The sequence below is a fragment of the Nonomuraea rhizosphaerae genome, from assembly GCF_019396405.1.
GTDB classification, from domain to species: Bacteria; Actinomycetota; Actinomycetes; order Streptosporangiales; family Streptosporangiaceae; genus Nonomuraea; species Nonomuraea rhizosphaerae.
This window is the reverse complement of sequence record NZ_JAHKRL010000152.1, coordinates 1-23,296: the sequence shown is the minus strand read 5'-3', so window position 1 is coordinate 23,296 and position 23,296 is coordinate 1. Positions and strand designations below refer to the sequence as shown.

General features: G+C 70.4%; 23 protein-coding genes, 1 tRNA gene and 1 pseudogene. 20 read left to right on the top strand and 5 right to left on the bottom strand.

Annotated features, from left to right (window positions below; translation table 11 throughout):
• Positions 1-426, bottom strand: a pseudogene (locus tag KME77_RS07495) (adenylyl-sulfate kinase); the annotation flags it as partial.
• Positions 427-495: 69 nt separating this feature from the next.
• On the bottom strand, positions 496-1,212 hold the full coding sequence (locus tag KME77_RS07490; RefSeq protein WP_219463309.1) for a class I SAM-dependent methyltransferase: 717 nt from the start codon (positions 1,210-1,212) through the stop codon (positions 496-498).
• A gap of 95 nt (positions 1,213-1,307) precedes the next feature.
• On the opposite strand from KME77_RS07490, the gene KME77_RS07485 reads away from it, so the two are divergent.
• From KME77_RS07485 to KME77_RS07395, 19 genes are all read left to right on the top strand, one after another.
• Positions 1,308-1,682, top strand: a complete 375-nt coding sequence (locus KME77_RS07485) for a cupin domain-containing protein (protein WP_219463307.1) — start codon at positions 1,308-1,310, stop codon at positions 1,680-1,682.
• Positions 1,683-1,742: 60 nt separating this feature from the next.
• On the top strand, positions 1,743-5,231 hold the full coding sequence (gene mfd / locus KME77_RS07480; RefSeq protein WP_219463305.1) for a transcription-repair coupling factor: 3,489 nt from the start codon (positions 1,743-1,745) through the stop codon (positions 5,229-5,231).
• Entirely contained in the window at positions 5,177-5,878 is a 702-nt protein-coding gene (locus KME77_RS07475) for a SurA N-terminal domain-containing protein (protein WP_246609367.1), read from the top strand. Before mfd ends, KME77_RS07475 begins: the two co-directional genes overlap by 55 nt.
• Before the next feature lie 3 nt (positions 5,879-5,881).
• Positions 5,882-6,844, top strand: a complete 963-nt coding sequence (locus KME77_RS07470; RefSeq protein WP_219463301.1) for a nucleoside triphosphate pyrophosphohydrolase — start codon at positions 5,882-5,884, stop codon at positions 6,842-6,844.
• Between the two features lie 33 nt (positions 6,845-6,877).
• Entirely contained in the window at positions 6,878-8,155 is a 1,278-nt protein-coding gene (gene eno, locus KME77_RS07465) for a phosphopyruvate hydratase (protein ID WP_219463299.1), read from the top strand.
• 75 nt (positions 8,156-8,230) lie between these two features.
• Positions 8,231-8,623 carry an FtsB family cell division protein gene (locus KME77_RS07460; protein ID WP_219463297.1) on the top strand — a complete coding sequence of 131 codons (393 nt, stop codon included), beginning with the start codon at positions 8,231-8,233 and terminating at the stop codon, positions 8,621-8,623.
• 40 nt (positions 8,624-8,663) lie between these two features.
• Positions 8,664-9,152, top strand: coding sequence for a DUF501 domain-containing protein (locus tag KME77_RS07455; protein WP_372451149.1), 489 nt, complete (start codon positions 8,664-8,666; stop codon positions 9,150-9,152).
• Entirely contained in the window at positions 9,143-10,090 is a 948-nt protein-coding gene (locus KME77_RS07450) for a Ppx/GppA phosphatase family protein (RefSeq protein ID WP_219463293.1), read from the top strand. Before KME77_RS07455 ends, KME77_RS07450 begins: the two co-directional genes overlap by 10 nt.
• Before the next feature lie 177 nt (positions 10,091-10,267).
• Positions 10,268-11,713: a hypothetical protein gene (locus KME77_RS07445; RefSeq protein WP_219463291.1), complete on the top strand. Its 1,446-nt coding sequence runs from the start codon at positions 10,268-10,270 to the stop codon at positions 11,711-11,713.
• 91 nt (positions 11,714-11,804) lie between these two features.
• Positions 11,805-12,131 carry a PadR family transcriptional regulator gene (locus KME77_RS07440; protein ID WP_219463289.1) on the top strand — a complete coding sequence of 109 codons (327 nt, stop codon included), beginning with the start codon at positions 11,805-11,807 and terminating at the stop codon, positions 12,129-12,131.
• Entirely contained in the window at positions 12,128-12,766 is a 639-nt protein-coding gene (locus KME77_RS07435; RefSeq protein WP_219463287.1) for a hypothetical protein, read from the top strand. Before KME77_RS07440 ends, KME77_RS07435 begins: the two co-directional genes overlap by 4 nt.
• A 22-nt stretch (positions 12,767-12,788) precedes the next feature.
• Positions 12,789-13,571, top strand: a complete 783-nt coding sequence (locus KME77_RS07430; RefSeq protein ID WP_219463284.1) for a uracil-DNA glycosylase — start codon at positions 12,789-12,791, stop codon at positions 13,569-13,571.
• Between the two features lie 94 nt (positions 13,572-13,665).
• Positions 13,666-14,982, top strand: a complete 1,317-nt coding sequence (locus KME77_RS07425; protein WP_219463282.1) for an NAD(P)/FAD-dependent oxidoreductase — start codon at positions 13,666-13,668, stop codon at positions 14,980-14,982.
• A 79-nt stretch (positions 14,983-15,061) separates the two neighbouring features.
• Positions 15,062-15,574: a glycine cleavage system transcriptional repressor gene (locus tag KME77_RS07420; RefSeq protein WP_219463280.1), complete on the top strand. Its 513-nt coding sequence runs from the start codon at positions 15,062-15,064 to the stop codon at positions 15,572-15,574.
• Positions 15,571-16,095, top strand: coding sequence for a peptide deformylase (locus tag KME77_RS30475; RefSeq protein ID WP_219463279.1), 525 nt, complete (start codon positions 15,571-15,573; stop codon positions 16,093-16,095). Before KME77_RS07420 ends, KME77_RS30475 begins: the two co-directional genes overlap by 4 nt.
• A gap of 49 nt (positions 16,096-16,144) precedes the next feature.
• Positions 16,145-16,217, top strand: a tRNA-Leu gene (locus KME77_RS07410).
• A 169-nt stretch (positions 16,218-16,386) separates the two neighbouring features.
• Positions 16,387-17,175, top strand: a complete 789-nt coding sequence (locus KME77_RS07405; RefSeq protein WP_219463276.1) for a Bax inhibitor-1/YccA family protein — start codon at positions 16,387-16,389, stop codon at positions 17,173-17,175.
• A 156-nt stretch (positions 17,176-17,331) separates the two neighbouring features.
• Entirely contained in the window at positions 17,332-17,565 is a 234-nt protein-coding gene (locus KME77_RS07400) for a DUF4287 domain-containing protein (protein WP_219463274.1), read from the top strand.
• Between the two features lie 58 nt (positions 17,566-17,623).
• Complete coding sequence (locus KME77_RS07395) at positions 17,624-18,034, top strand: PPOX class F420-dependent oxidoreductase (protein ID WP_219463272.1); 411 nt, start codon at positions 17,624-17,626, stop codon at positions 18,032-18,034.
• Positions 18,035-18,058: 24 nt separating this feature from the next.
• Here KME77_RS07395 and KME77_RS07390 read toward each other — a convergent pair whose 3' ends face one another.
• The 3 genes from KME77_RS07390 to KME77_RS07380 form a co-directional block, all read right to left on the bottom strand.
• Positions 18,059-19,276 (bottom strand): acetyl-CoA C-acetyltransferase, encoded by a 1,218-nt coding sequence (locus tag KME77_RS07390; protein ID WP_219463270.1) that lies wholly within the window; start codon positions 19,274-19,276, stop codon positions 18,059-18,061.
• 215 nt (positions 19,277-19,491) lie between these two features.
• Positions 19,492-20,844, bottom strand: a complete 1,353-nt coding sequence (locus KME77_RS07385) for an outer membrane protein assembly factor BamB family protein (RefSeq protein ID WP_219463268.1) — start codon at positions 20,842-20,844, stop codon at positions 19,492-19,494.
• Positions 20,845-20,903: 59 nt separating this feature from the next.
• A complete protein-coding gene (locus KME77_RS07380) occupies positions 20,904-21,887 on the bottom strand; it encodes an SGNH/GDSL hydrolase family protein (protein ID WP_308250601.1) in 984 nt (327 codons plus the stop codon).
• Positions 21,888-22,017: 130 nt separating this feature from the next.
• Here KME77_RS07380 and KME77_RS07375 point away from each other — a divergent pair.
• The coding region (locus KME77_RS07375; RefSeq protein ID WP_219463265.1) for a cystathionine beta-synthase at positions 22,018-23,296 on the top strand (1,279 nt) is incomplete at its 3' end.

The following is a 23,296-nucleotide window of genomic DNA, read 5'->3' as shown; positions in this document are numbered from 1 at the left end:
GGTGGCGACGACCTCGGTGAGGTCGTCGAGCGGCCCCCGCATCGTGACCCCGAGCGCCGCTCGCCCGCCGAGCGCCTCGCGCACCTCGGCGGGAGTGCGGCGGAGCCGGGCGAACGGCCCGTGCTCGGCGGTGCCCAGCCCCCTGACCGGACCGGAGGTCAGGCCGTCGGGCTCACGTCCGGCGACGGTGAGCACGGCCAGCGGCACGGCCTCGGGGTCGAGCAGCGTGACCTCGTCACCGGGCCCGGCCTCCAGGGGCAGGTGCAGGGTGACGGCCGCGGGCCACGGCGTGCCGTCGGCGAGCGTGCCGCGCTCGTGCACCGTGTGCAGGTCGTCGTGGCCCAGGTACCCGGTCAGCGGCTGGAACGCGCCGGAGAGCAGCAGCTCCAGGTCGGCCAGCTCACGAGCGTCGGGGGTCCACTCCACGATCCGCCATCCCAACTATTCCGATTGACTTGGTAGGAAAGGAGTTTATCCTTCGGTACCAGTGTGTCGCTAGATGAGCCTGGCGAAGTGGTTCTGCGGTTTTCTGATGACCATGGCGACCTCGTCGTGCGTCGAGGGGAAGCGCCCCCGGGTCAGCTTGTCCATCAGCGTCACCGCCACCCGGCCCACCCGGCCCAGGGCCGGGCCGCTGGTCGTGGCGTGATCGTCGGTGATCATGAGCCCGCGGCTCAGGCAGAACGCGTGCATCCCGTCGCGGGAGGTCACCGGCTCGTAGACGGCGGGCAGCGGGCCCGGCGTCCCCTTGGGCACCAGCCGCCGCCACAGCAGCCGCCGCATCCACGCCGGGGTGAGCCGGTCGAGCAGGCCGTACGCGGACCTCCTGTCGCGCATCCGCAGCAGGATCAGGCCGCCGGGCCGCAGCGCCTGGAGCAGCCGGTCGAAGACCAGCTCGGCGTGCGGGATGCGCTCCAGCAGGAACGAGAGCTGGATCACGTCCACCGACCTCGGCGCCAGGGGCACGCAGCGCAGGTCGCCCAGCGACCACCTGCTGAGGTCGGCCCGCTCGCCGACCACCCTCCTGACGACGGGCAGGTCCTCGTCGACGCCGGTGACCCGGTTGTCGATCCGGTCCAGGACCAGTGGCTCGTCGTGCGCGCACCCGGCGACGAGCACGTCGAGCCTCCGGCCGAGCTGTCCTGCCCACTGCTCGCGTACTCGCTGATCGAAGAGATCGCTTCTTGTGGCGATCGACCGCACCTCAGACATGTCACCGATAGTAATCAATCGACGCCGGTACGCACCTGCCGCCTGGGGGTTCTTGTTGCCTGAGCGGCGTGTCCCGCCTGCTAGCGTCCCGCCCCGTGACCGAACTTGTGTACGTGGGCAACGCGGACGTGGACGCGGCGGCCGACCGCGGCTGGCTGCTCGGCCATTTCAAACCCACGGGAGACCCAAGACACAGCACGGACGTGGAGATCAAATGGGGCCTCCACCCGCCGGGCGACGAGCGCCGGCAGTGGGTCAGGGGTGAGGGGCGGACGGCGCTGCTGGTGCTCATCAGCGGCAGGTTCCGGGTCGAGTTGCCTGGTCGGAGCGTCCTGCTGGCCAAGCCCGGCGACTACGTGGTGTGGGGCAAGGGCGTGGACCACTCCTGGCGCGCGGAGGAGGAATCGGTGGTCATGGCCGTCCGCTGGCCCTCGGTCCCGGGATACAAGGTGCCGGAGGAGGGTGGGTAGGCTGGGAATCACACCCCCGCTGCCGCCACGGCCGGGGGTAATCGTCGTGGGGCTAACCTGATGAGTCTTTCTGGCCTGCTTGAGCTTGTTTGTACCGACCCCAAGTTGACCGCCGCGCTCGAGGAGGGCGGCGACGCCGCGCTGATCGCGCCCGCCGCGCTGCGGCCGTTCGGCGTGGCCGCGCTGGCCATGCACGACCAGCGCGCCGTGCTGGCGGTGACCGCGACCGGGCGTGAGGCGGAAGATCTGGCCAGCGCCCTGACCAGCCTCATCGAGCCCAGCTCCGTCGCGGTGTTCCCGGCGTGGGAGACGCTGCCGCACGAGCGGCTCTCGCCGCGCAGCGACACCGTCGGGCAGCGGCTGGCCGTGCTGCGCCGACTGGCGCACCCGATCAAGGACGACCCGGCGGCCGGGCCGTTGAGCGTGGTGGTGGCGCCGATCAGGGCGCTGCTGCAGCCGATCGTGAAGGGCCTGGGCGACCTGGAGCCGATCCGCCTGCGCGCGGGCGACGACGCCGACCTGGAAGAGGTCGTCGAGCGGCTGGTCGACAACGGCTACCACCGGGTCGACATGGTGGAGAAGCGCGGCGAGGTCGCCGTGCGCGGCGGCCTGCTGGACGTGTTCCCGCCGACCGAGGAGCATCCGCTGCGGCTGGAGTTCTGGGGCGACACGGTCGAGGAGATCCGCTGGTTCAAGGTGGCCGACCAGCGCTCGCTGGAGGCGGCCGACGGCGGGCTGTTCGCGCCGCCGTGCCGTGAGCTGCTGCTGACGCCCGAGGTGCGGCAGCGGGCGCGGGAGCTGGCCAGGGAGCACCCGGCGCTGCTGGAGGTGCTCGACCAGCTCGCCGAGGGCACGCCGGTGGAGGGCATGGAGGCGTTCGCGCCGGTGCTGGCCGGCGACATGGACCTGCTGCTGGACCACTTGCCCGCGCGGGCCGCGGTGTTCGTCTGCGATCCCGAGCGGATCAGGGGACGGGCCGAGGAACTCGTCCGCACCTCGCAGGAGTTCCTGGAGGCCTCGTGGATCAACGCGGCGGCCGGCGGCGAGGCGCCGATCGACCTGGGCGCGGCGGCGTTCCGCACCCTTGAGGAGATCCGCGGCCACGCCGACGTGCTCGGGCAGCCGTGGTGGACGATGGCGCCGTTCGGGGCCGGCATCGAGCTGGACGCCCAGGACTCCGAGGCCTACCGGGGCGACACCAGGAAGGCGCTCGACGACGTCAAGGGCTGGCTGGCCCAGGACAAGGCGGTCGTGCTGCTCAGCGAGGGCCACGGCCCGGCCGAGCGCATGGTCGAGGTCCTGAAGGGCGTGGACGTTCCCGCCCGTCTGGAGAAATATCTGGACAACCCGCCGGAGGCGAAGGTCGTCCACGTGACGACCGGGCTGATCGAGCACGGGTTCATCACCCCCGGCCTGGCCGTGCTCACCCACCTCGACCTCGTCGGGCAGAAGGCCTCCACCAAGGACATGCGCCGCCTGCCGTCCCGCCGCCGCAACATGGTGGACCCGCTCCAGCTCAAGGTCGGCGACCACGTCGTCCACGAGCAGCACGGCGTCGGCCGCTACATCGAGATGGTGCAGCGCACCGTCCAGGGCGCCACCCGCGAGTACCTGGTCATCGAGTACGCCAAGGGCGACCGCCTCTACGTGCCCACCGACCAGCTCGACGAGGTCACCCGCTACGTCGGCGGCGAGGCCCCGACGCTCAACCGGATGGGCGGCGCCGACTGGGCCAAGGCCAAGTCCCGGGCCAAGAAGGCGGTCAAGGAGATCGCCGGCGAGCTGATCCGCCTCTACTCCGCGCGCATGGCCTCGCCGGGTCACGCCTTCGCCGGCGACTCGCCGTGGCAGCGCGAGATGGAGGACGCCTTCCCGTACGCCGAGACCGGCGACCAGCTGGAGGCCATCGACGAGGTCAAGCGCGACATGGAGCGCGGCGTCCCGATGGACCGGCTGATCTGCGGCGACGTCGGCTACGGCAAGACCGAGATCGCGGTGCGCGCGGCGTTCAAGGCCGTCCAGGACGGCAAGCAGGTGGCCGTGCTGGTGCCGACGACGCTGCTGGTGCAGCAGCACATGTCGACGTTCACCGAGCGCTTCTCCAGCTTCCCGATCACGCTCAAGCCGGTCTCGCGCTTCCAGACCGACGGCGAGGTCAAGGCCACCCTCGAAGGGCTCAGGACGGGCGCCGTCGACCTGGTCATCGGCACCCACCGGCTGCTCAGCCCGGAGGTCAGGTTCAAGGACCTGGGGCTGATCATCATCGACGAGGAGCAGCGCTTCGGCGTCGAGCACAAGGAGGCCATGAAGCACCTGCGCACGCAGGTGGACGTGCTGGCCATGTCGGCCACGCCGATCCCGCGCACGCTGGAGATGGGCCTGACCGGCATCCGCGAGATGTCGACGATCCTGACCCCGCCGGAGGAGCGGCACCCGATCCTCACCTTCGTGGGCCCGTACGACGAGAAGCAGATCGCCGCCGCCATCCGACGGGAGCTGATGCGCGACGGCCAGATCTTCTTCGTCCACAACCGGGTCGCCTCGATCAACCGGGTCGCCGCCCGCCTGCGCGAGCTGGTCCCCGAGGCCCGCATCGCGGTGGCGCACGGGCAGATGAACGAGCACCAGCTCGAGAAGATCATGATCGGCTTCTGGGAGCGCGAGTACGACCTGCTCGTCTCCACCACGATCGTGGAGTCCGGCCTCGACGTGCCCAACGCCAACACGCTGATCGTCGACCGGGCCGACAACTACGGCCTCTCCCAGCTCCACCAGCTCCGCGGCCGGGTCGGGCGGGGCAGGGAGCGCGGCTACGCCTACTTCCTCTACCCGCCGGAGAAGCCGCTCACCGAGACCGCGCACGAGCGGCTGGCCACCATCTCCCAGCACACCGAGATGGGCGCCGGCATGTACGTCGCGATGAAGGACCTGGAGATCCGCGGCGCGGGCAACGTGCTCGGCGCCGAGCAGTCGGGCTTCATCGCGGGCGTCGGCTTCGACCTGTACGTCCGGCTGATGGCCGAGGCCGTGCAGGAGCAGAAGGCCAAGCTGTCGGGCCAGGAGGTGACCGAGGAGCACCACGACGTCAAGGTCGAGCTGCCGATCAACGCGCACATCCCGCACGACTACGTCACTTCCGAGCGGCTGCGCCTGGAGGCATACAAGCGGATCGCCGCCATCACCGCCGACATCCACATCGACGAGGTGCGCGCCGAGCTGACCGACCGCTACGGCAAGCCGCCCGTCGAGGTGGACAACCTGCTGGCGGTCGCCCGCTTCCGGATCAGGGCCCGCCAGGCCGGGCTGACCGACGTCACGCTGCAGGGCCAGAACATCAAGTTCGGCCCGGCCAGGCTGCGTGAGTCGCAGCAGGTGCGCCTGGACCGGTTGTACAAGAAGGCCATCTACAAGCAGGCCGCGGAGACGTTGCTGGTGCCGGTGCCCAAGACCAAGCCTCTGGGCGGGCAGCCGTTGCGTGACCTCGACCTGCTCAAATGGTGCGGCGACCTGGTCGAGGCCATGTTCTTGGAGCCCGCGCGGGTAAGCTAGCGCCGGTCTTTTGTCGGAAAGGGACGCAAGTGAAGATAAAAGTTGCCGTGGCCGCCGCTCTGGCGGGCCTCGCGCTGACCGCCTGCTCCTCGCCCATGGAGGCGGGCGCCGCGGCCGTCGTCGGCAAGGAGCGCATCTCGTCGCGCGACCTGAACAGGAACGTCCAGGAGTACGAGGCCGCGCTGCGCAAGGCCAGCATCGACCCGAGCCAGCTCGGCGTGTCGATCAACCAGTTCGTCCTGTCGCGGATGGCCGAGCAGAGCCGCCAGCAGCAGCTCGCCGACAAGTTCGGGGTGCAGGTCACCGAGACGGAGATCGACACCGCGGCCAAGGAGACCGGCGAGCAGCAGACCCCGGAGATGAACCTGCTGTCCAAGGCCGTCGCCCCGTCCAACCCGCGGGCCTACCTGCGGGCGCTGCTCGGCGTGAACAAGGTGCTGGAGCAGTTCGGCGGCTCCGACAACCAGCAGGCCGTGGACAAGTTCAAGGTCGAGTACAACGCGCTCGCCCCGGTCTTCAGCCCCCGCTACGGCACGATCGGCCAGCAGGGCTTCGTCGACGCGGGCCGCTTCGGCAAGGCCTCGGCCCCCTCGCCCGCCGAACAGCAGCAACAGCAACAGCAGCAGCAACAGCAGCCCCAGGGCTGAGCCGTGCCGCTCGTCATCGTCACTACCTCGCCCAGGGTGGCGCCGGGCCTGCTGAGCCACCAGGCGTGGCGGGCGTTCGGCTCGGGTGAGGTGCTCACCGGCTCCGAGGACCACCCTCAGCTTCCCTACCTGGCCGAGGCCGGGATCGAGGTGTCGGTCGGCACGCCCGACCCCGCGGGGCTGGCCCGCCGCGCCGTGTCGGAGACCGTCGTGTGGCTCGGCACCGACGGCGAGGACTTCATGCGCGCCGTCGGCCACGCCGCCGTCGCCATGGAGGACCCGCCGCTGATCGAGGTCGTGCCGGGCTCGTACGACCTGCCCGGCGCCCGCGTGCTGGACCTGGTCGCGGTGATGGAGCGGCTGCGCACCGAGTGCCCGTGGGACCGCAAGCAGACGCACGAGACGCTGGTCCCGTACCTGCTGGAGGAGGCCTACGAGGTCCTGGAGACGATCGAGCAGGGCGACTACCCGGCGCTGCGCGAGGAGCTGGGCGACCTGCTGCTGCAGGTGGTCTTCCACGCCAGGGTGGCCGAGGGCTTCGACATGGACGACGTGGCCGAGGGCATCGTGGACAAACTGGTGCGCCGCCACCCGCACGTGTTCGGCTCCGTACGGGCTGACACCGCCGACGAGGTGAACGACAACTGGGAGGCCATCAAGGCGGCCGAGCGGGCCTCGAAGGGGGAGCGGCCGTCGGTGCTCGACGGCGTCCCCCTGGGGCAGCCCGCCCTGTCGCTGGCCGCCCAGCTCGTCCGCCGGGCCGAGCGCGGCGGGGCCCCCGACGGGCTGGCCGCGGCCGTGGGGCAGGGCGTGGCGCGCGAGCTGTTCGACCTGGTGCGCCGGGCGCAGGAGGCCGGTCTCGACGCCGAGGCCGAGCTGCGCGCCGCCGCCCGCGCCTACCGCGAGCGGGTGCGCCGCTGGGAGGAGTCCGGGAAGGCCGACCCCGGCCCTACCGATAGGCTCTGAGCGCAGATTGCCTTTCGATTTAGGAGCTCACCCGTGGCTACCATCGAGGTCGTATACGCTCGCGAGATCCTCGACTCCCGGGGCAACCCGACCGTCGAGGTCGAGGTGATACTCGACGACGGCAGCAGGGGCCGCGCGGCGGTGCCCAGCGGGGCCTCGACCGGCCAGTTCGAGGCCGTGGAGCTGCGCGACGGCGGCGACCGCTACAGCGGCAAGGGCGTGGAGAAGGCCGTGCTCGCCGTCACCGACGAGATCTTCGAGGAGATCAGCGGCGTCGAGGCCGAGGACCAGCGGATCATCGACCAGATCATGATCGACCTGGACGCGACGCCGAACAAGTCGAAGCTGGGCGCCAACGCCATCCTCGGCGTGTCCCTGGCCGTCGCCAAGGCCGCCGCCGACGCCGCCGAGCTGCCGCTGTTCCGCTACCTGGGCGGCCCCAACGCCCACCTGCTGCCCGTCCCGATGATGAACATCCTCAACGGCGGCGCCCACGCCGACACCAACGTGGACATCCAGGAGTTCATGATCGCGCCGATCGGCGCGGAGTCGTTCCGCGAGGCCGTGCGCATGGGCACCGAGGTCTACCACGCGCTCAAGGGCGTGCTGAAGGAGAAGGGCTACGCCACCGGGCTGGGTGACGAGGGCGGCTTCGCCCCCAACCTGCCCTCCAACCGCGACGCGCTCGACCTGATCCTGGTCGCGATCGAGCGGGCCGGCTACACGCCGGGCGAGGACGTGGCGCTGGCGCTCGACGTGGCCGCCTCGGAGTTCCACAAGGACGGCGTCTACACGATCGACGGCAAGGGCCTGTCGGCGCAGGAGATCATCGCCTTCTACGAGGACCTGGTCGCCAACTACCCGCTCGTCTCGATCGAGGACCCCCTCGACGAGGAGGACTGGGCGGGCTGGAAGGCCATCACCGACGCGCTGGGCGACAAGGTGCAGCTCGTCGGCGACGACCTGTTCGTGACCAACCCCGAGCGGCTGGCCCGCGGCATCGGCGAGGGCACCGCCAACGCGCTGCTGGTCAAGGTCAACCAGATCGGCACGCTGTCGGAGACGCTCGACGCGGTCGACCTGGCCCACCGCAGCGGCTACCGCTGCATGATGAGCCACCGCTCCGGCGAGACCGAGGACACGACGATCGCCGACCTGGCCGTGGCGGTCAACTGCGGTCAGATCAAGACCGGCGCGCCCGCCCGGTCCGACCGCGTGGCCAAGTACAACCAGCTCCTGCGCATCGAGGAAGTTCTCGATGACGCGGCCCGCTACGCGGGTCGCGCGGCATTCCCGCGTTTCCGGCGCTAGTTTCGGGTACGGCTCGCGGCATGGCGGGTATGCCGCGAGCCACCCAGGGAACGGCGACGGAAGGGAAGCGGGACATTGGCGAGAAGGCCACAGCTGACCGGTCGGGCCGCCATCCTCGCGATCGTGGTGTGCGCGATCGCCATGAGCCTGGCCTACCCGGTGCGCGAGTACATCGCCCAGCGCCGCGGCATCGCGGAGCTGCAGGCGGAGAAGGCGCGGGTCGAGGCCGACCGCAGGGCGCTGGCCGCCCAGGCGGAGCAGATCCGCGACCCCAACTGGATCAAGCGCGCCTCCAAGGAGCGGCTGCACTACTGCGGGCCCGGCGAGAAGTGCTACGTGGTCATGGACCCGAAGCCGAGCACGGGCCAGGCGGCGGTCAAGCAGCCGGCGCAGACCCCGCCGTGGTACCAGACGTTGTGGGAGTCGGTGGAGGCGGCCGACGCGGGCACAGGCCGTAAGGCAGGATGACCCGCTTCACGACGCGACCCACCTCATGACAAGGAGAGCTTTGGAGAGCAGCGACGTCGAGGCGGTGCACCAGCAGCTGGGCCGCCCGCCGAGAGGGTTGCGCGGGGTGGCGCACCGCTGCCCGTGCGGCAACCCCGACGTGGTGGAGACGGCGCCGCGGCTGCCCGACGGCTCGCCGTTCCCCACCCTCTACTACCTGACCTGCCCCAGGGCCGCCTCGGCGATCGGCACGCTGGAGGGCTCGGGGCTGATGCGGGAGATGCAGGCCAGGCTGGCCGGCGACCCGGAGCTGGCCGCCGCCTACCGGGCCGCGCACGACGACTACGTGGCCAGGCGCGACAAGGCGGCCGACGACGAGGGCATGGAGCCGCTGCCGCGCGACATGCAGAGCACCGGCGGCATGCCGTCGCGGGTCAAGTGCCTGCACGCGCTCGTCGCGCACGAGCTGGCGGTGCCGGGGGCCAACCCGTTCGGCCGGGAGGCGCTGGACGCACTCCCCGAGTGGTGGAGTGACGGACCATGCGTGTAGCCGCCATCGACTGCGGCACCAACTCCGTGCGCCTGCTGATCGCCGACGTCGGCGACCAGGAGGAGTTCACGGACGTAGAGCGGCGGATGGAGATCGTCCGCCTGGGCCAGGGCGTGGACAGGACGGGGCGCCTGGCGCCCGACGCGCTGGAGCGGACGTTCGGCGCGATGCGCTCCTACCGCAAGCTCATCGACCAGCACGGCGCCACGGCGACCCGGGTGGTGGCCACCAGCGCGACCCGCGACGCGGCCAACCGGCAGGAGTTCGCCGACGGCGTACGGGAGATCTTCGGCGTCGACCCCGAGGTGGTGACGGGCGCCGAGGAGGCCGAGCTGTCGTTCACCGGGGCGACCAGAGGGCTGCTGCGGCTGTCGCCGGAGACGGAGATGCCGCAGGGGCCGCTGCCCCCTTACCTGGTCGTGGACATCGGCGGCGGCTCGACCGAGTTCGTCGTCGGCTCCGAGCACGTCGACGGCGCGCTGTCGGTCGACATCGGCTGTGTGCGCCTGACCGAGCGGCATCTGCGCGACGCGGGTGACCCGCCGTCCGCCCAGGCGCTGCGGGCGCTGACGGCCGACATCGACGCGGCGCTCGACCGGGTGGAGCGGGAGGTGCCGGTCCAGCGGGCGCACACGCTCGTGGGGCTGGCCGGCTCCGTCACGACCGTCGCGGGCATCGCGCTCGACCTGCCCGCCTACGACTCGGAGCGGATCCATCACTCCCGGGTGAGCGCCGAGCAGGTGCACGACGTCACGCGGCGGCTGCTGGCCATGACCCATGGTGATCGCGCGGGGATTCCGGTGATGCATCCCGGACGAGTTGATGTGATTGGCGCGGGAGCCCTGATTCTGGACCGAGTGGTGAGCCGTTTCGCATTTTCCCAGGTCGTCGTCAGCGAACACGACATCTTGGATGGAATTGCCTACTCGGTTGCCTGATATGCATGACCAAATCTGGACATTTGGGTTGTGCTGCCATGTTGAGTGTGCAATCAGTTTTGTGCTTAGGTAATGGTGCAATACGGGGGCTTTGTCATATCGCCGGACACGGATGGTGTCGGCGTGGCGACCGTTCCCGAGCGCATCTTTTCCCTAACGGAATGGAGCACTCTCACCATGAAGTCCTCTCCCTTAGCGCGTAAAGCGGCGGCCGTCGGGGCCTCCGCCGCCGTGCTGGGCGCCGTGCTCGCGGGGCTGGCAGCCGCTCCCGCGCAGGCGTCGACCGAGGTGGCGGCGGCCAAGGCCACTGCCGCCACCGCCTCGACCAAGACCACGCCCAAGGTATCGGTGTCGACGCCCAGGGCGGCGACCCGCGACTACGAGGGCGGTTGTCCGGCTGCGGTGGACGTCTCGGCCACCGTCAAGGTCAAGCTGGACGGCAGGACCAAGCTGGCCTATCGCTGGCTCCACGGCGACGGATCCAAGGGCAAGGTCAAGGTGCTGAGCCTCAAGGGCCACGGCACCAAGGCGATCAAGGTCAAGGAGCGCCTGACGTTCGACGAGGACGTCAAGGGCTGGGAGGCCGTCCAGGTCCTCGGTCCGCGCAAGGTGACCTCCAAGAAGGGCTACTTCTCGGTCACCTGCTCGAAGGTGATCATCGAGAAGAAGCACAGGAACCGGGTCTCGGTCAGCGCCTGGGCCGACCCCAGCTCGTACGTGGGGTCCTGCACCCCGGGCACCAAGATCGGCTTCAAGGGCCTGATCAGGACCGCCGACCCCGCGTGGGTCAGGTACCGCTGGGTGCTCAACGGCCGGGTCGTGGACTCCGGCAAGGTCAAGGTGTACAACGCGCGGAAGGTGTACTTCGGGTACTCGCCGCGTGAGAGCGAGCGCGGTTACGCGGTGCTCCAGGCCTGGGGCGCCCGCACGTACTCGTCTGACAGCGCCGGTTACAAGGTGCTGTGCAAGGACGAGCACCCCGCGCCCGTGGCCAGGGTCTCGGCCTCCGGTCTGGTGACCGCGACCAACAACGACGGCTGCAAGGTCGGCGCGCACGCCACCGTCTCCTCGACCGGCCGCGCGCGGGTCGAGTACGTGTGGTCGGTCAACGGCCGGCCCGTCGACACGGGCGACCTGTTCTTCGGTCGCGAGGGCTCTCGCACCGTGCAGCTGTCGGACCGCGTGCTGAGCGGTGACGCGACGAAGGGCGGCAGGGTGACCCTGACGGTCTCCGGTCCGCGCAACAACGACTCCGTCACGCAGTCCTACGCCGCGTGCCAGGCTCCGGCGCCGAAGGTCTCGGTCTCCGGCATCTCCGTCGGCCAGCGCAACGACTTCTGCGCCGACAAGCGCGGCCCGGGCGTCGACTTCAAGGCGACGATCTCCAGCTCCGCCCCGACCACCGTGAAGTACTACTGGGTGGTCGACGGCAAGCGCGAGAACCCGGACCTGACGCGTCAGGTCAACGGCAGCGTCGAGGTGACCTGGGGCATCGCGGGGGCGCACAACGCCTCCGAGACCAAGGGCTCTGTGCAGCTCGTGGTCTACAGCCCCGGCAGCGCCTCCTCGTCCACCTCCTTCTCGGTGAGCTGCCCGAAGCCGGTCGCCGACCAGGGTGCCTGATCAGGTGTGACTGAACCGGGTGGCCGCTCCTCGGGGCGCCACCCGGTTTTTCCTTTGCCACTACTGCGCTTTGCGTAGTAGTGTGCATAGCGTGGACAGCAGTCAACTGCTCAAGGGCGTGCTCGACCTGGCCGTCCTCGCGGTGCTCGACGAGCGCGACGGCTACGGCTACGACGTGCTGCGCAGGCTGAGGGAGGCCGGGCTCGACGACGTCGGCGACGCCTCCGTGTACGGCACCCTGCGCCGGCTGTACAAGGCCGGGGCGCTCACCTCGTACGTGGTGGCCTCCGACGAGGGGCCGCACCGCAAGTACTACGGCCTCAACGACGCCGGCCGGGCGATGTACGCCTCGTCGGCCAAGACCTGGACCTCGTTCGCGGCCACCATGGCATCCCTGCTCAAGGAGGGGCAAGCATGACCACCCCCGACCAGTACGCCCAGGCCGTGCGCGAGGCCCTGGCCGGCCACCCGGAGCGCGAGGAGTTGCTGGAGGATCTCGACGACCACCTGGCCGAGATCGCGGCGGAGTCGGACGTGCCGCTGGAGCAGCGGCTGGGCCCGCCGGAGACGTACGCGGAGGAGTTGCTGGCCGCCTACGAGGAGCGCTCGCCGAGGGCCCGCGGGCGCCGCTCCCGCCTGCGGGAGAGCGCCGGGGCATGGCGGGCCAGGCTGCTGGAGCAGGAGGTCTACCGGAGCTTGACGGGCTTCCTGGCCGAGCTGCGGCCCGGATGGTGGGTGCTGCGCGGTTACGTGCTGGGACTGTTCGTGCTCACGATGCTGACCGGCCCGCGGCTGCTGGTGCCCGACGACCTGTTCGGCTGGGCGCTGGTGGCCGTCGCCGTCTGGGCGTCGGTGTGGATGGGCAGGCGCGCGAGGGGCGTGCTCGTTGTCACGGTCGCGACCGCCCTGAACCTGGCGGGCGTCCTGGTGCTGGCGGTCGCGGTCATGGGGGCGGAGTACAGTCCCGATCCGGACGTCGCCTACGCGACGGCCAGGGCGCCCGTGCCCGCTCTCTGCCCCGCCCCGTCACCCTCGGCGTCCCCCACCAGGTGAACGATCGGGCACCATCGGTGTCATGAGTTTCGTACCTCCTGGCACCGGCTGGCCCGACGACCCGGCGAGCGCTGACACGCCGGTCGCGCTGGATCCCGAGGACGTGCGCCGCCTCGCCGCCGGCTGCGGCACGCTCGCGGAGCTGACGGCCGCCCAGTCGGTCTGCCGGGCCTGTCCCCGCCTGGTGGAGTGGCGCGAGGAGGTCGCCGAGGTGAAGCGGCGGGCGTTCGCGGACGAGACGTACTGGGGGCGGCCGATCGCCGGGTGGGGCGAGGAGGAGCCGCGCGTCCTGATCGTCGGGCTGGCGCCCGCCGCGCACGGGGGCAACAGGACCGGGCGGATCTTCACCGGCGACCGCAGCGGCGACTGGCTGTTCGCCTCGCTGCACCGCGTCGGCCTGGCCGCGCAGGAGACCAGCGCGTACGCGGGCGACGGCCAGAAGCTGATCGGCGCCAGGATGCTGGCGTCGGTGCGCTGCGCCCCGCCGGCGAACAAGCCGACGCCCGAGGAGAAGCGCGCCTGCTTCCCGTGGATGGCCCGCGAGCTGGAGCTGACCAGGCCGTCGGCGCGGGTGGTCGTCGCGCTCGGCGGGTTCGCCTGGCAGGCCATGTGGCCGGCGCTCAGGCAGGCCGGGTACAAGCTGCCGTCCAGCAGGCCGCCGTTCGGCCACGGGGTGGAGGTGCGGGCCGGTGAGGCGACCCTGATCGGCTGCTACCACCCCAGCCAGCAGAACACCTTCACCGGCCGCGTCACCGCCCAGATGCTCGACGACGTCTTCGCCAGGGCCCGCGAACTGGGAATGTGACGCGTCCCACCGTCCGAGGAATGGCATGGCCGAGCCGCTTGTTCTAACCTTGTGAATGGTTTCACAAGCTCCCACTAAGGGATGGGGACGCAGGATGAACAAGCACATTCTCATCGTCGGCGGCGGTTACGTCGGCCTCTACACGGCACTGCGGCTGCAGCGCAGGCTTCGCAGGGAGCTGCGCGACAACGAGGTGCGCATCACGATCATCGACCCCCAGTCCTACATGACCTACCAGCCGTTCCTCCCCGAGGCGGCGGCCGGCAACCTGTCCCCGCGCCACATGGTCGCCCCGCTGCGCCGCGTGCTGCCACAGGTGAGCGTGCTCAACGGCACGGTCACCGAGGTCGACCACGAGGAGCGCGCCGTCACCTTCCAGCCCGCCGAGGGCGAGCCGCGCCGGATCGCCTACGACGTCATCGTGATGGCCGCGGGCTCGATCTCGCGCACCCTGCCGATCCCCGGCCTGACCGACATCGGCATCGGGTTCAAGACCGTGGGCGAGGCCATCGCGCTGCGCAACCGCGTGCTGCACCTGCTCGACGTGGCCGAGTCGACCGACGACCCCGAGGTGCGCCGCAGGGCGCTCACGTTCGTGGTGGTCGGCGCGGGCTTCGCCGGCGTCGAGGCGCTGGCCGAGCTGGAGGACATGGCCAAGCACTCGACCCGCTACTACCGCAACATCAAGCCGGCCGACATCCGCTGGGTCCTCGTGGAGGCCACCAACCGGGTGCTGCCCGAGGTCGGCCCCGAGATGGGCGCCTGGACGCTGGAGCAGCTGCGCGAGCGCGGCATCGAGGTGAAGCTCGACACCCGCCTGGAGTCGTGCGAGGACGGCCACGTGGTGCTCTCGGACGGCACCAAGTTCGAGGCCGAGACCCTCGTCTGGACCGCGGGCGTCAAGCCCAGCCCGGTGGTCGGCGGCGGCGGCCTGCCGCTCGACGAGCGCGGCCGCGTCAAGACCACGACCAAGCTGACCGTCGCGGGCGTCACCGACGCCTTCGCCGCCGGCGACGCGGCCGGCGTGCCCGACGTGACGAACCCGGGCCAGTACTGCGCCCCCAACGCCCAGCACGCCGTACGCCAGGCCAAGGTGCTCGCCGACAACCTGGTCCGCCACCTCCGCGGTGAGGAACTGGTGGATTACCGCCACAAGTACGTCGGATCGGTTGCCGGTCTCGGCCTGCACCAGGGCGTCGCGAACGTCTATGGCGTCAAGCTTCGCGGATTCCCTGCGTGGTTCATGCACCGCACCTACCATCTGTCGCGGGTGCCGACGCTGAACCGCAAGGTCCGTGTCGTCGTGGACTGGACGCTCGCCCTGTTCTTCAAGCGGGAGACCATCTCACTGGGTGAGATGGAGCATCCCCGTGACGGGTTCAGGGCCGCCGTCGCGACGACCCGCCGCTAGCCCGCGTACGGCAGCGCCCCGGTGCGATCGCGCCGGGGCGTTCCGGCATCCTCGATCTCTAGGGAGAGGAAGCACTCGGGTGGGGCTCTCAGCGGTGACCGTGCTCGGCATGGACCGGCCCGGCGTGATCGCCGCGGTCACCGGTTCGCTCGCGGACTGCGGCGCGAACATCCAGGACTCGACCATGACGCTGCTCGGCGGCCACGTCGCGATGATGCTGCTGGTCTCGGGCGACCTGAGCGCCGAGGAGCTGGGCAAGCACCTGTGCGGCCCGGACCTGGTGGTGACCGCCTCTGCCGTCGAGGCCCGCCGCTACTTCCGCGGCCAGTCCGACGGGCTCGGTTACGTGCTGACCGTGCACGGGCCCGACCGCCCCGGCATCATCTCGGCCATCAGCGCCGAGCTGGCCTCGGTCGGCGGCAACATCACCGGCATGAGCACCAGGCTCACCGGGCGCCTGTACGTCCTCATCGCCGACGTCGAGCTGCCCGAGCGGGTGGACGTGGCCGGGCTCATGCGCGGGCTGGCCGAGGTCGGCTCGGGCCTCGACTCGGAGATAACCTTCCGCCCCGTCGAACCGGACCTCCTGTGAACCCGTCGGGCGGCACCGCCCGGCAGGTGCTCGGCGCCCCGCACCCGCTCCTGTCGGTCCCCGCCCAGCAGGTGGACCCCACGGACCCCCGCGTGGTCGCCGCCGCGGCCGACCTTCTCGCCACCCTCAGGAACGCGAGGGGGACGGCCGGGCTGGCCGCCCCCCAGATCGGCCTGAGTTGGCGGCTCATCGCCTTCGACACCCGCGGCCACCCGGGAGGTCGGTCGTGGGCCGGAGAGCGCGTCATGGTCAATCCTCGCCTCGCGGAGGCCTCCCGCTGGCACGACGGGCGCGAAGGGTGTGCCTCGATCCCCGGTCTGACAGGAGATGTCAGGCGAGCAACTCGAATCACTGTGCTCGGGCGCTTGCCTGGAACGGGAGATCCCGTCACCATCGAGGCGGATGCATTCGAATCTAGGTGCATTCAGCATCAACTGGACCATCTGGACGGCATACTCTTCCTGGACAGAGTGCCAGGAGCGCTATCACTTCACCGCAGACTTCACAGTTGTGACGCCTGATGCGAAGTTGTGCTCCTCGGAAGCATGGTCCGTTTCGTATGATTGCGGCGCCCCCGTAGCCCAAAGGCAGAGGCAAACCCCTTAAAAGGGTTGTAGTGCGGGTTCGAATCCCGCCGGGGGCACCCGCATCTACCAGAGGAAATGCTGCAATAAACAACGCACGGTAACCGCGGGAACTCGGCGCCGCACCTGTTCGTTGTCACGCTGCTGAAGTCTCGAAACCACATAGATCTGGCGCGAGTTGACCTAGGTGACGCCGGGTCCAATAAGCTCGGCGCACAGGAGGCAGCGATGGAGAGCAAGAACCCCGTTTTCAGCAGGACCAGACAGCAGCAGGGATGGCAAGGGCCCGCACCCACCCCCAGCCAGCTGCAGAACATGTACGACTCCCCGTCGTACGCGCCCCCGACCCAGCCCGCCTTCCGGGCCATGACCCTCGACGACGTCGTGATGCGCGGCTTCATGACCCTGGGCACGCTCGTCGTGACCGCGGCCGCCGCCTGGTACTTCGACGTGCCGGTCGGCGTGGCCATCGGCGCCGCCGTCGTCGCGCTCGTCCTCGGGCTGATCGCCTCGTTCACGATGAGCACCAACCCGGCGCTGATCCTCGGCTACGCCGCGTTCGAGGGGGTCTTCCTCGGCGCGGTGAGCAGCGTCTTCGAGTCGGCCTACAACGGCATCGTGCTCCAGGCGGTGCTCGGCACCATGTTCGCCTTCGCCGCGGTGCTGACCGTCTACGCGCTGCGGATCATCCGGGTGACACCGAAGTTCGTCAGATACGGCATCGCCGCGGTCATCGCGCTCCTCGGCCTGTCGCTGGTCAACTTCATCGTCGGCTTCTTCGTCCCGGGCGGGCTCGGCCTGCGCACCGACAGCGCGATGGGCTTCATCTTCAGCGTGGTCATGATCCTGGCCGGCTGCTTCTTCCTCCTGCTCGACTTCAACTCGATCGAGGAGGGCGTCAAGCAGGGCGCTCCGGAGAAGTTCGCCTGGCAGTGCGCCTTCGGGCTCACCCTGACCCTGGTGTGGATCTACCTTGAGGTCCTGCGGTTCATCGCCATTTTCACCCGCAGCGACTGATCGTCGATCTTCCGGGCCCCGTCGATCCGGCGGGGCCCTTCTCTTTGCGCGACCGAAAATCTACGGCCCGTCACAAAATGGTCCCAGGTTGGGGCTTGTCTTTCTGGGGGACGTGTTGCAGTGTCGAGCAAAGGACCTTAATCCGTGGAGGTGCCCATGTCCTTGAACCACTCACCGGAGACGCAGACGAAGCTCATCGCAAGGGTCCCATCGATAACGGGACGCGAACTCCCCGAGTGGTTTCAAGCCATCGACAACGGCCCGGCTTTCCTGAGGTGCGACGAACGGGCCAACTGGCTCGCCGACGAGCACGGGCTCACCCATGGCTACGCCGCCGCGATCGTGCACGAACACGAGCGGTACCGCCATAACCGCATGGGCTTCCTGTAGAGCCCACCCCGACCGACCCGCGCCCGTGCCCTCGGCACGGGCGCGTAATCATGGGGGCATGGAACTAGACGCCGCGCGCGACTTCCTCAGGAAGAACCACCGCGCCATCCTCCTGACCAGGCACTCCGACGGGCGGCCCCAGATGTCGCCGGTCGCGGTCGGAGTGGACGACGACGGGTGTCTCGTCGTCAGCACCAGGGAGACCGCGACCAAGACCCGCAACATCCGCGCCGACGCCCGCGTGGCGATCTGCGCCTTCACGGACGCCTTCTACGGATCCTGGATCCAGGTGGAGGGCGAGGCGGAGATCGTGTCACTGCCGGAGGCGATGGACCGGCTGGTGGCCTACTACCGCGGGATCTCCGGCGAGCACCCCGACTGGGACGACTACCGGACGGCCATGGAGCGCGAGCGCCGGGTCGTCCTGCGGATCACTCCCACCAAGGCGGGACCCGACCGCCACGGATGACGGCCGGCTCCTCACCCGGCTTCTCTAGGACAGGCGCTCCAGGATCATCGCCATGCCCTGGCCGCCGCCCACGCACATGGTCTCGAGCCCGATGCTCTTGTCGTGGTGGCGCAGGCTGTTGATCAGCGTGGAGGTGATGCGGGCGCCTGTCATGCCGAACGGGTGGCCCACCGCGATCGCCCCGCCGTTGACGTTCAGCCGGTCGAGGTCGATGCCCAGGTCCTGGTACGAGGGGATCACCTGCGCGGCGAACGCCTCGTTGATCTCCACCAGGTCGACGTCCTCGATCGCCATGCCCGCGCGCGAGAGCGCCTGCTTCGACGCCTCGACCGGCCCCAGCCCCATGATCTCGGGGGACAGGCCCGTGACGCCCGTGGAGACGATCCGCGCCAGCGGCGTGATGCCCAGCTCGGCCGCGCGCGTGTCGCTCATCACGACCACCGCGGCGGCGCCGTCGTTCAGCGGGCAGCAGTTGCCCGCCGTGACCGTGCCGTCGGGGCGGAAGACCGGCTTCAACCCGGCCACGGCCTCGTACGTGGTGCCGGCGCGCGGCCCGTCGTCCTTCTCGACCACGGTGCCGTCGGGCATCGTCGCCGGGGTGATGTCCTTCTGCCAGAAGCCGTCGGCCAGCGCCTTCTCGGCCAGGTTTTGAGACCGGACGCCGAACTCGTCCTGCTCCTGGCGGCTGACCCCCTTGAGCTGGGCCAGGTTCTCGGCGGTCTGGCCCATGGCGATGTAGATGTCGGGGACCGTGCCGTCCTCGCGCGGGTCGTGCCACGTGTGGCCGCCCTCGCCGAACGACTTGCTGCGCTCGACCGCCTCGCCGAAGATCGGGTTCTGCGTGTCGGGCAGGGAGTCGGAGCTGCCCTTGGCGAAGCGTGAGACCGTCTCCACGCCCGCCGAGACGAACACGTCACCCTCGCCCGCCCTGATGGCGTGGAAGGCCATCCTGGTGGTCTGGAGGGACGAGGAGCAGTAGCGGGTGACCGTGGTGCCGGGCACGCCGTCGAGGCCGAGCAGCACCGACACGACGCGGGCCATGTTGAAGCCCTGCTCGCCGCCGGGCAGGCCGCAGCCGAGCATGATGTCGTCGATCGTCGTGGGGTCGAGCTGCGGCACCTTGGCGAGCGCCGCCTTGATCATCTGCACGGTGAGGTCGTCCGGACGGATGTCCTTGAGCGATCCCTTGAAGGCGCGTCCGATGGGTGAGCGGGCCGTCGCCACGATCACGGCTTCAGGCATGATCCCTCCTGGGTTGGTCAGCTCTTAGAACTATATTCCAGTAATTCGGCCGCGCGGCCGAAGGGCCCTCGGAGAGGAGAAGGAGTCGCGCGAGCTGTTCCTCCCGAAGGCCTCAGCCTGTACGGGCTGCCTCTTCTCCAACCGCCTCAGCCCGTACGGGCGGGAGTGGCGGTGCGGGAGCGAGGGGGCGCGGCCGAGGGGCGCCGGAGGGGCCGTCAGCCGTACATTCCCGGCGCCGTGGCCGTCCCGTCGTTGATGCCGTGCATGGCGCCCTTCTCGTCCCGCCACAGCCGCCACCCGCCCTGGCTGCCGGTGAACCACGACGGCGGCGCCGACGGCGTGGCGGCGCGCTTGCCGCTCGCCAGGTCGTACTCGCAGACGGCCGCGATCGAGTAGAACCCGGGCGCCTGCCCGCGCAACGGCAGCGGCTTGGGGTCGGTGACGCAGAACGACCAGCCGCGCTGCTCGTCCACCGGCACCGCCTCGCCGGTCGTCAGGTCGAACGCCGACCCCTTGGCGTTGTGCTTGAGGAAGCCCAGCTTCTCCATGCGGTCGGGGAAGGCCAGCCACCAGCCGGAGCCGGGCACCTCGGAGGCGGTGATCTGCCCCACGACCCGGCCGCTCCCGGAGTCGAGCCGGGCGAAGCCGCCGTACACGCCCTGCTGGTCCACCGGCCGTACGACCGGGGCGTAGCCGGGGCTGCCGCTGGGGTAGACGCGCACGACGGAGGGCCGCATCCAGTTGATCGCGCCGTCGCCGATCTTGATGGAGAACAGCCCGAACGTGGACACCTTCTTGGTCCGCGGGTTGGTGTAGGGGGCGACGTAGCCGATCAGGTTGTCGCCGGTCGAGCCGAACGCCCAGCCGCCCGACATGTCGATGCCCGGCCCGAGCGCCTGCTCGATGGGCTGCTGCCACTGCAGCTTGCCGGTCTTCAGCTCGTACGACTCGATCATCGGGTTGGAGGCCAGGCGGAGCATCAGCACCCGGGTGGGGTCGGACCACTCGACCTCGGCGATTCCCGGCAGCTTCCACATCTGCTTGCCCGTGGCCGGGTCGAGCACGACGACGCGCGCGTTGGCGAGGGCGGTGTGCTCGGACAGGCAGACGTACGGGCCGCAGCGCTGCGGGCCGAACGTCGAGTGCACGGGCCGGGTCCACTTCTGCCGGCCGGTGCGCGCGTCGCGGGCGACGAGGGTGGCGTTCCAGCGGCCCCTCTTGGCCGGGTCGAGCGCGACGACGGCGGCCTGGCCGGGCGTGGTCTCGACGATGGCGGGCGCGGAGACGCCCATGCCGGGCAGCCGGCCGGCCATGGTGGCCGGGTGGGCCCACAGCTTCGTGCCCTTGGCGAGGTCGAGCGCGACGGTCTCCAGCGTGCCGTCGGGCTTCATGGAGGTGGCCGTGACGACTCCACCCGCGGCCGCCATCCGGCTGACCGCGTCGAATCCGGTGTTCTGCCAGGTCGGGAAGTCCGCCGTGGCCGCGTCGCTGCCGGAGCAACCGGCGAGGGCTCCGGTGAGTCCGGTGAGGGCGAGGGCTAGGGCGGCGTTGGCGAAGGGCCGGAGCACGAGCAATCCACTCCAAAGGGGACGAGGCGTGGCGGCTCCGGTGCGGAGAGTGACCGGGGTCAGGCGTCGTTGGCCGTTTCCCCCAGCCGCCGGCGGAACAGCGTCGCCCACTTGCCGTGGGGACCCGTCGCCCGCCCGGCGACCCGGGTCGCGGAGACCTCGGTGCCGGACTCCTCCGCGGCCGTGGCCGCCGCAAGGTAGATCGGTTGCAGTCCTTCGCCGCGAGCGGGCCGCGGCTCTGGCCACAGCCCCAACGCGGCGCATACAGAAGGTAGCACCGCGTAAGCGGCCTGTGCGTAACCTCGGTCAGATGGATGGAAACGATCCGGTCCGAACATCTCGCCCGGGTTTGTAGCGAATTCCGGCCCCAGAAGGTCGGCGAACGCCACCGTACGGCCGCCCGCGTCCACCACCGCGACCGTCTGGGCGGCGGCGAGCTGACGGCTCCAGCGCCGCGTCACCCAGCGCAGCGGCTGCCCGATGGGCCGCACGGTGCCCAGGTCGGGGCAGGTGCCCACGACCACCTCCGCGCCCGCGTCGCGCAGCCGGCGCACCGCCTTGCCCAGGTGCCGCACGGCGACGGCGGGCGGGGTCTGGGTGGTGACGTCGTTCGCCCCGACGAAGATGACGGCGATGTCGGGATCCGCCTTCAGCGCCTTGTCCACCTGGCCGTCGAGCTCGGCGGACGGGGCCCCGGACTTGCCGACCACGCACAGCCGCACCGGGCGTTCGGCGACGGCGGCCAGGCCGTTGGCCAGCAGCGCGCCGGGGGTTCTCGCCGGGTCGGCCATGCCCAGGCCGACGGAGGTGGAGTCGCCGAGCATGGCCAGGGTGAGCGACAGGCCGGTGAACTCGCCGTACACGCCGTCGGACGGCGGCCCTTCCAGGCCGTGCGGCCGGCCGATCACCCGCCTGGCGACCAGGCTCTCTGCCATCAGGAGGCCGTACGCGGTGGCGCCGAGGACCGTCAGCCCTCCGCCACCGAGCGCCGCGGCCGTCGCGATCCTGCGCGCCGCGCGCGCCATGCCCGCTGCCCAGACCACGTGCGTTGCTCCCCTCGACCTGACTCGGCGGTAGCGTTTGCTTGAAAAACTAGCCGAGCGTCCCCCACCCCCACGGGCTCTCGGCGCTCGGCAAGCTGATCAAGCTTCGGCAAAGAAGGTGAACACCTCGGTGCGCGTTTACGATTCCCTGGTTGAGCTCATGGGCAACACTCCGCTCGTCAGGATGCACAAGGTCTCCTCCGGCCTGCCCGCCCAGGTGCTCGCCAAGGTCGAGTACTTCAATCCGGGCGGGTCGGTCAAGGACCGCATCGCGGTGCGCATGATCGAGGCCGCCGAGGCGTCGGGGGAGCTGCGGCCCGGTGGCGTGATCGTCGAGCCCACGTCCGGCAACACCGGCGTCGGTCTGGCCATCGTGGCGCAGCAGAAGGGGTACCGGTGCCTGTTCGTGGTGCCGGACAAGGTGGCCCAGGACAAGATCGCGGTGCTGCGCGCGTACGGGGCCGACGTCGTGGTCTGCCCGACGGCCGTCTCGCCCGACCACCCCGACTCCTACTACTCGGTCTCCGACCGGCTGGCCCGCGAGGTGCCCAACGCCTGGAAGCCGGACCAGTACTCCAACGTCAACAACCCCGACTCCCACTACCACTCGACCGGTCCCGAGATCTGGGAGCAGACCGGGGGGCAGATCACCCACTTCGTGGCCGGCATCGGCACCGGCGGCACGATCAGCGGCACCGGCCGCTACCTCAAGGAGGTCTCCGGCGGGCGGGTCCGCATCGTCGGCGCCGACCCGGAGGGCTCCGTGTACTCGGGCGGGTCGGGGCGGCCCTACCTGGTGGAGGGCGTCGGCGAGGACATCTGGCCGGCCACGTACGACACCAAGATCTGCGACGAGATCATCGCGGTGTCCGACAAGGACTCCTTCAACATGACCCGCAGGCTCGCCCGCGAGGAGGGGCTGCTCGTCGGCGGCTCCTGCGGGATGGCCGTGGTGGCGGCGCTCCAGGTCGCGGCCCAGGCCGGCCCCGACGGCAAGGTGGTCGTGCTGCTGCCCGACGGCGGCCGCGGCTACCTGTCCAAGATCTTCAACGACGACTGGATGGCCGACTACGGCTTCCTCATCACCACCTCCGACGAGGGGCTGGTGGGCGACGTGCTGGCGCGCAAGGGGGTGGGGCTGCCGTCGTTCGTGCACGTCCACCCGCACGAGTCGGTGGGCACGGCCATCGAGATCATGCGCGAGTACTCCGTCTCGCAGCTACCGGTGATGAAGGAGGAGCCGCCGGTCATGGCGGCCGAGGTGGTCGGCTCGATCGTCGAGCGCGACCTGCTGGAGGCCCTCTACCGCGGGCGGCTCTCCTCCGACGACCCGATCAACCAGCACATGTCCTCGCCGCTGCCCACGATCGGCAGCGGCGAGCCGGGGTCGCGCGCGGTCGAGGCCCTGG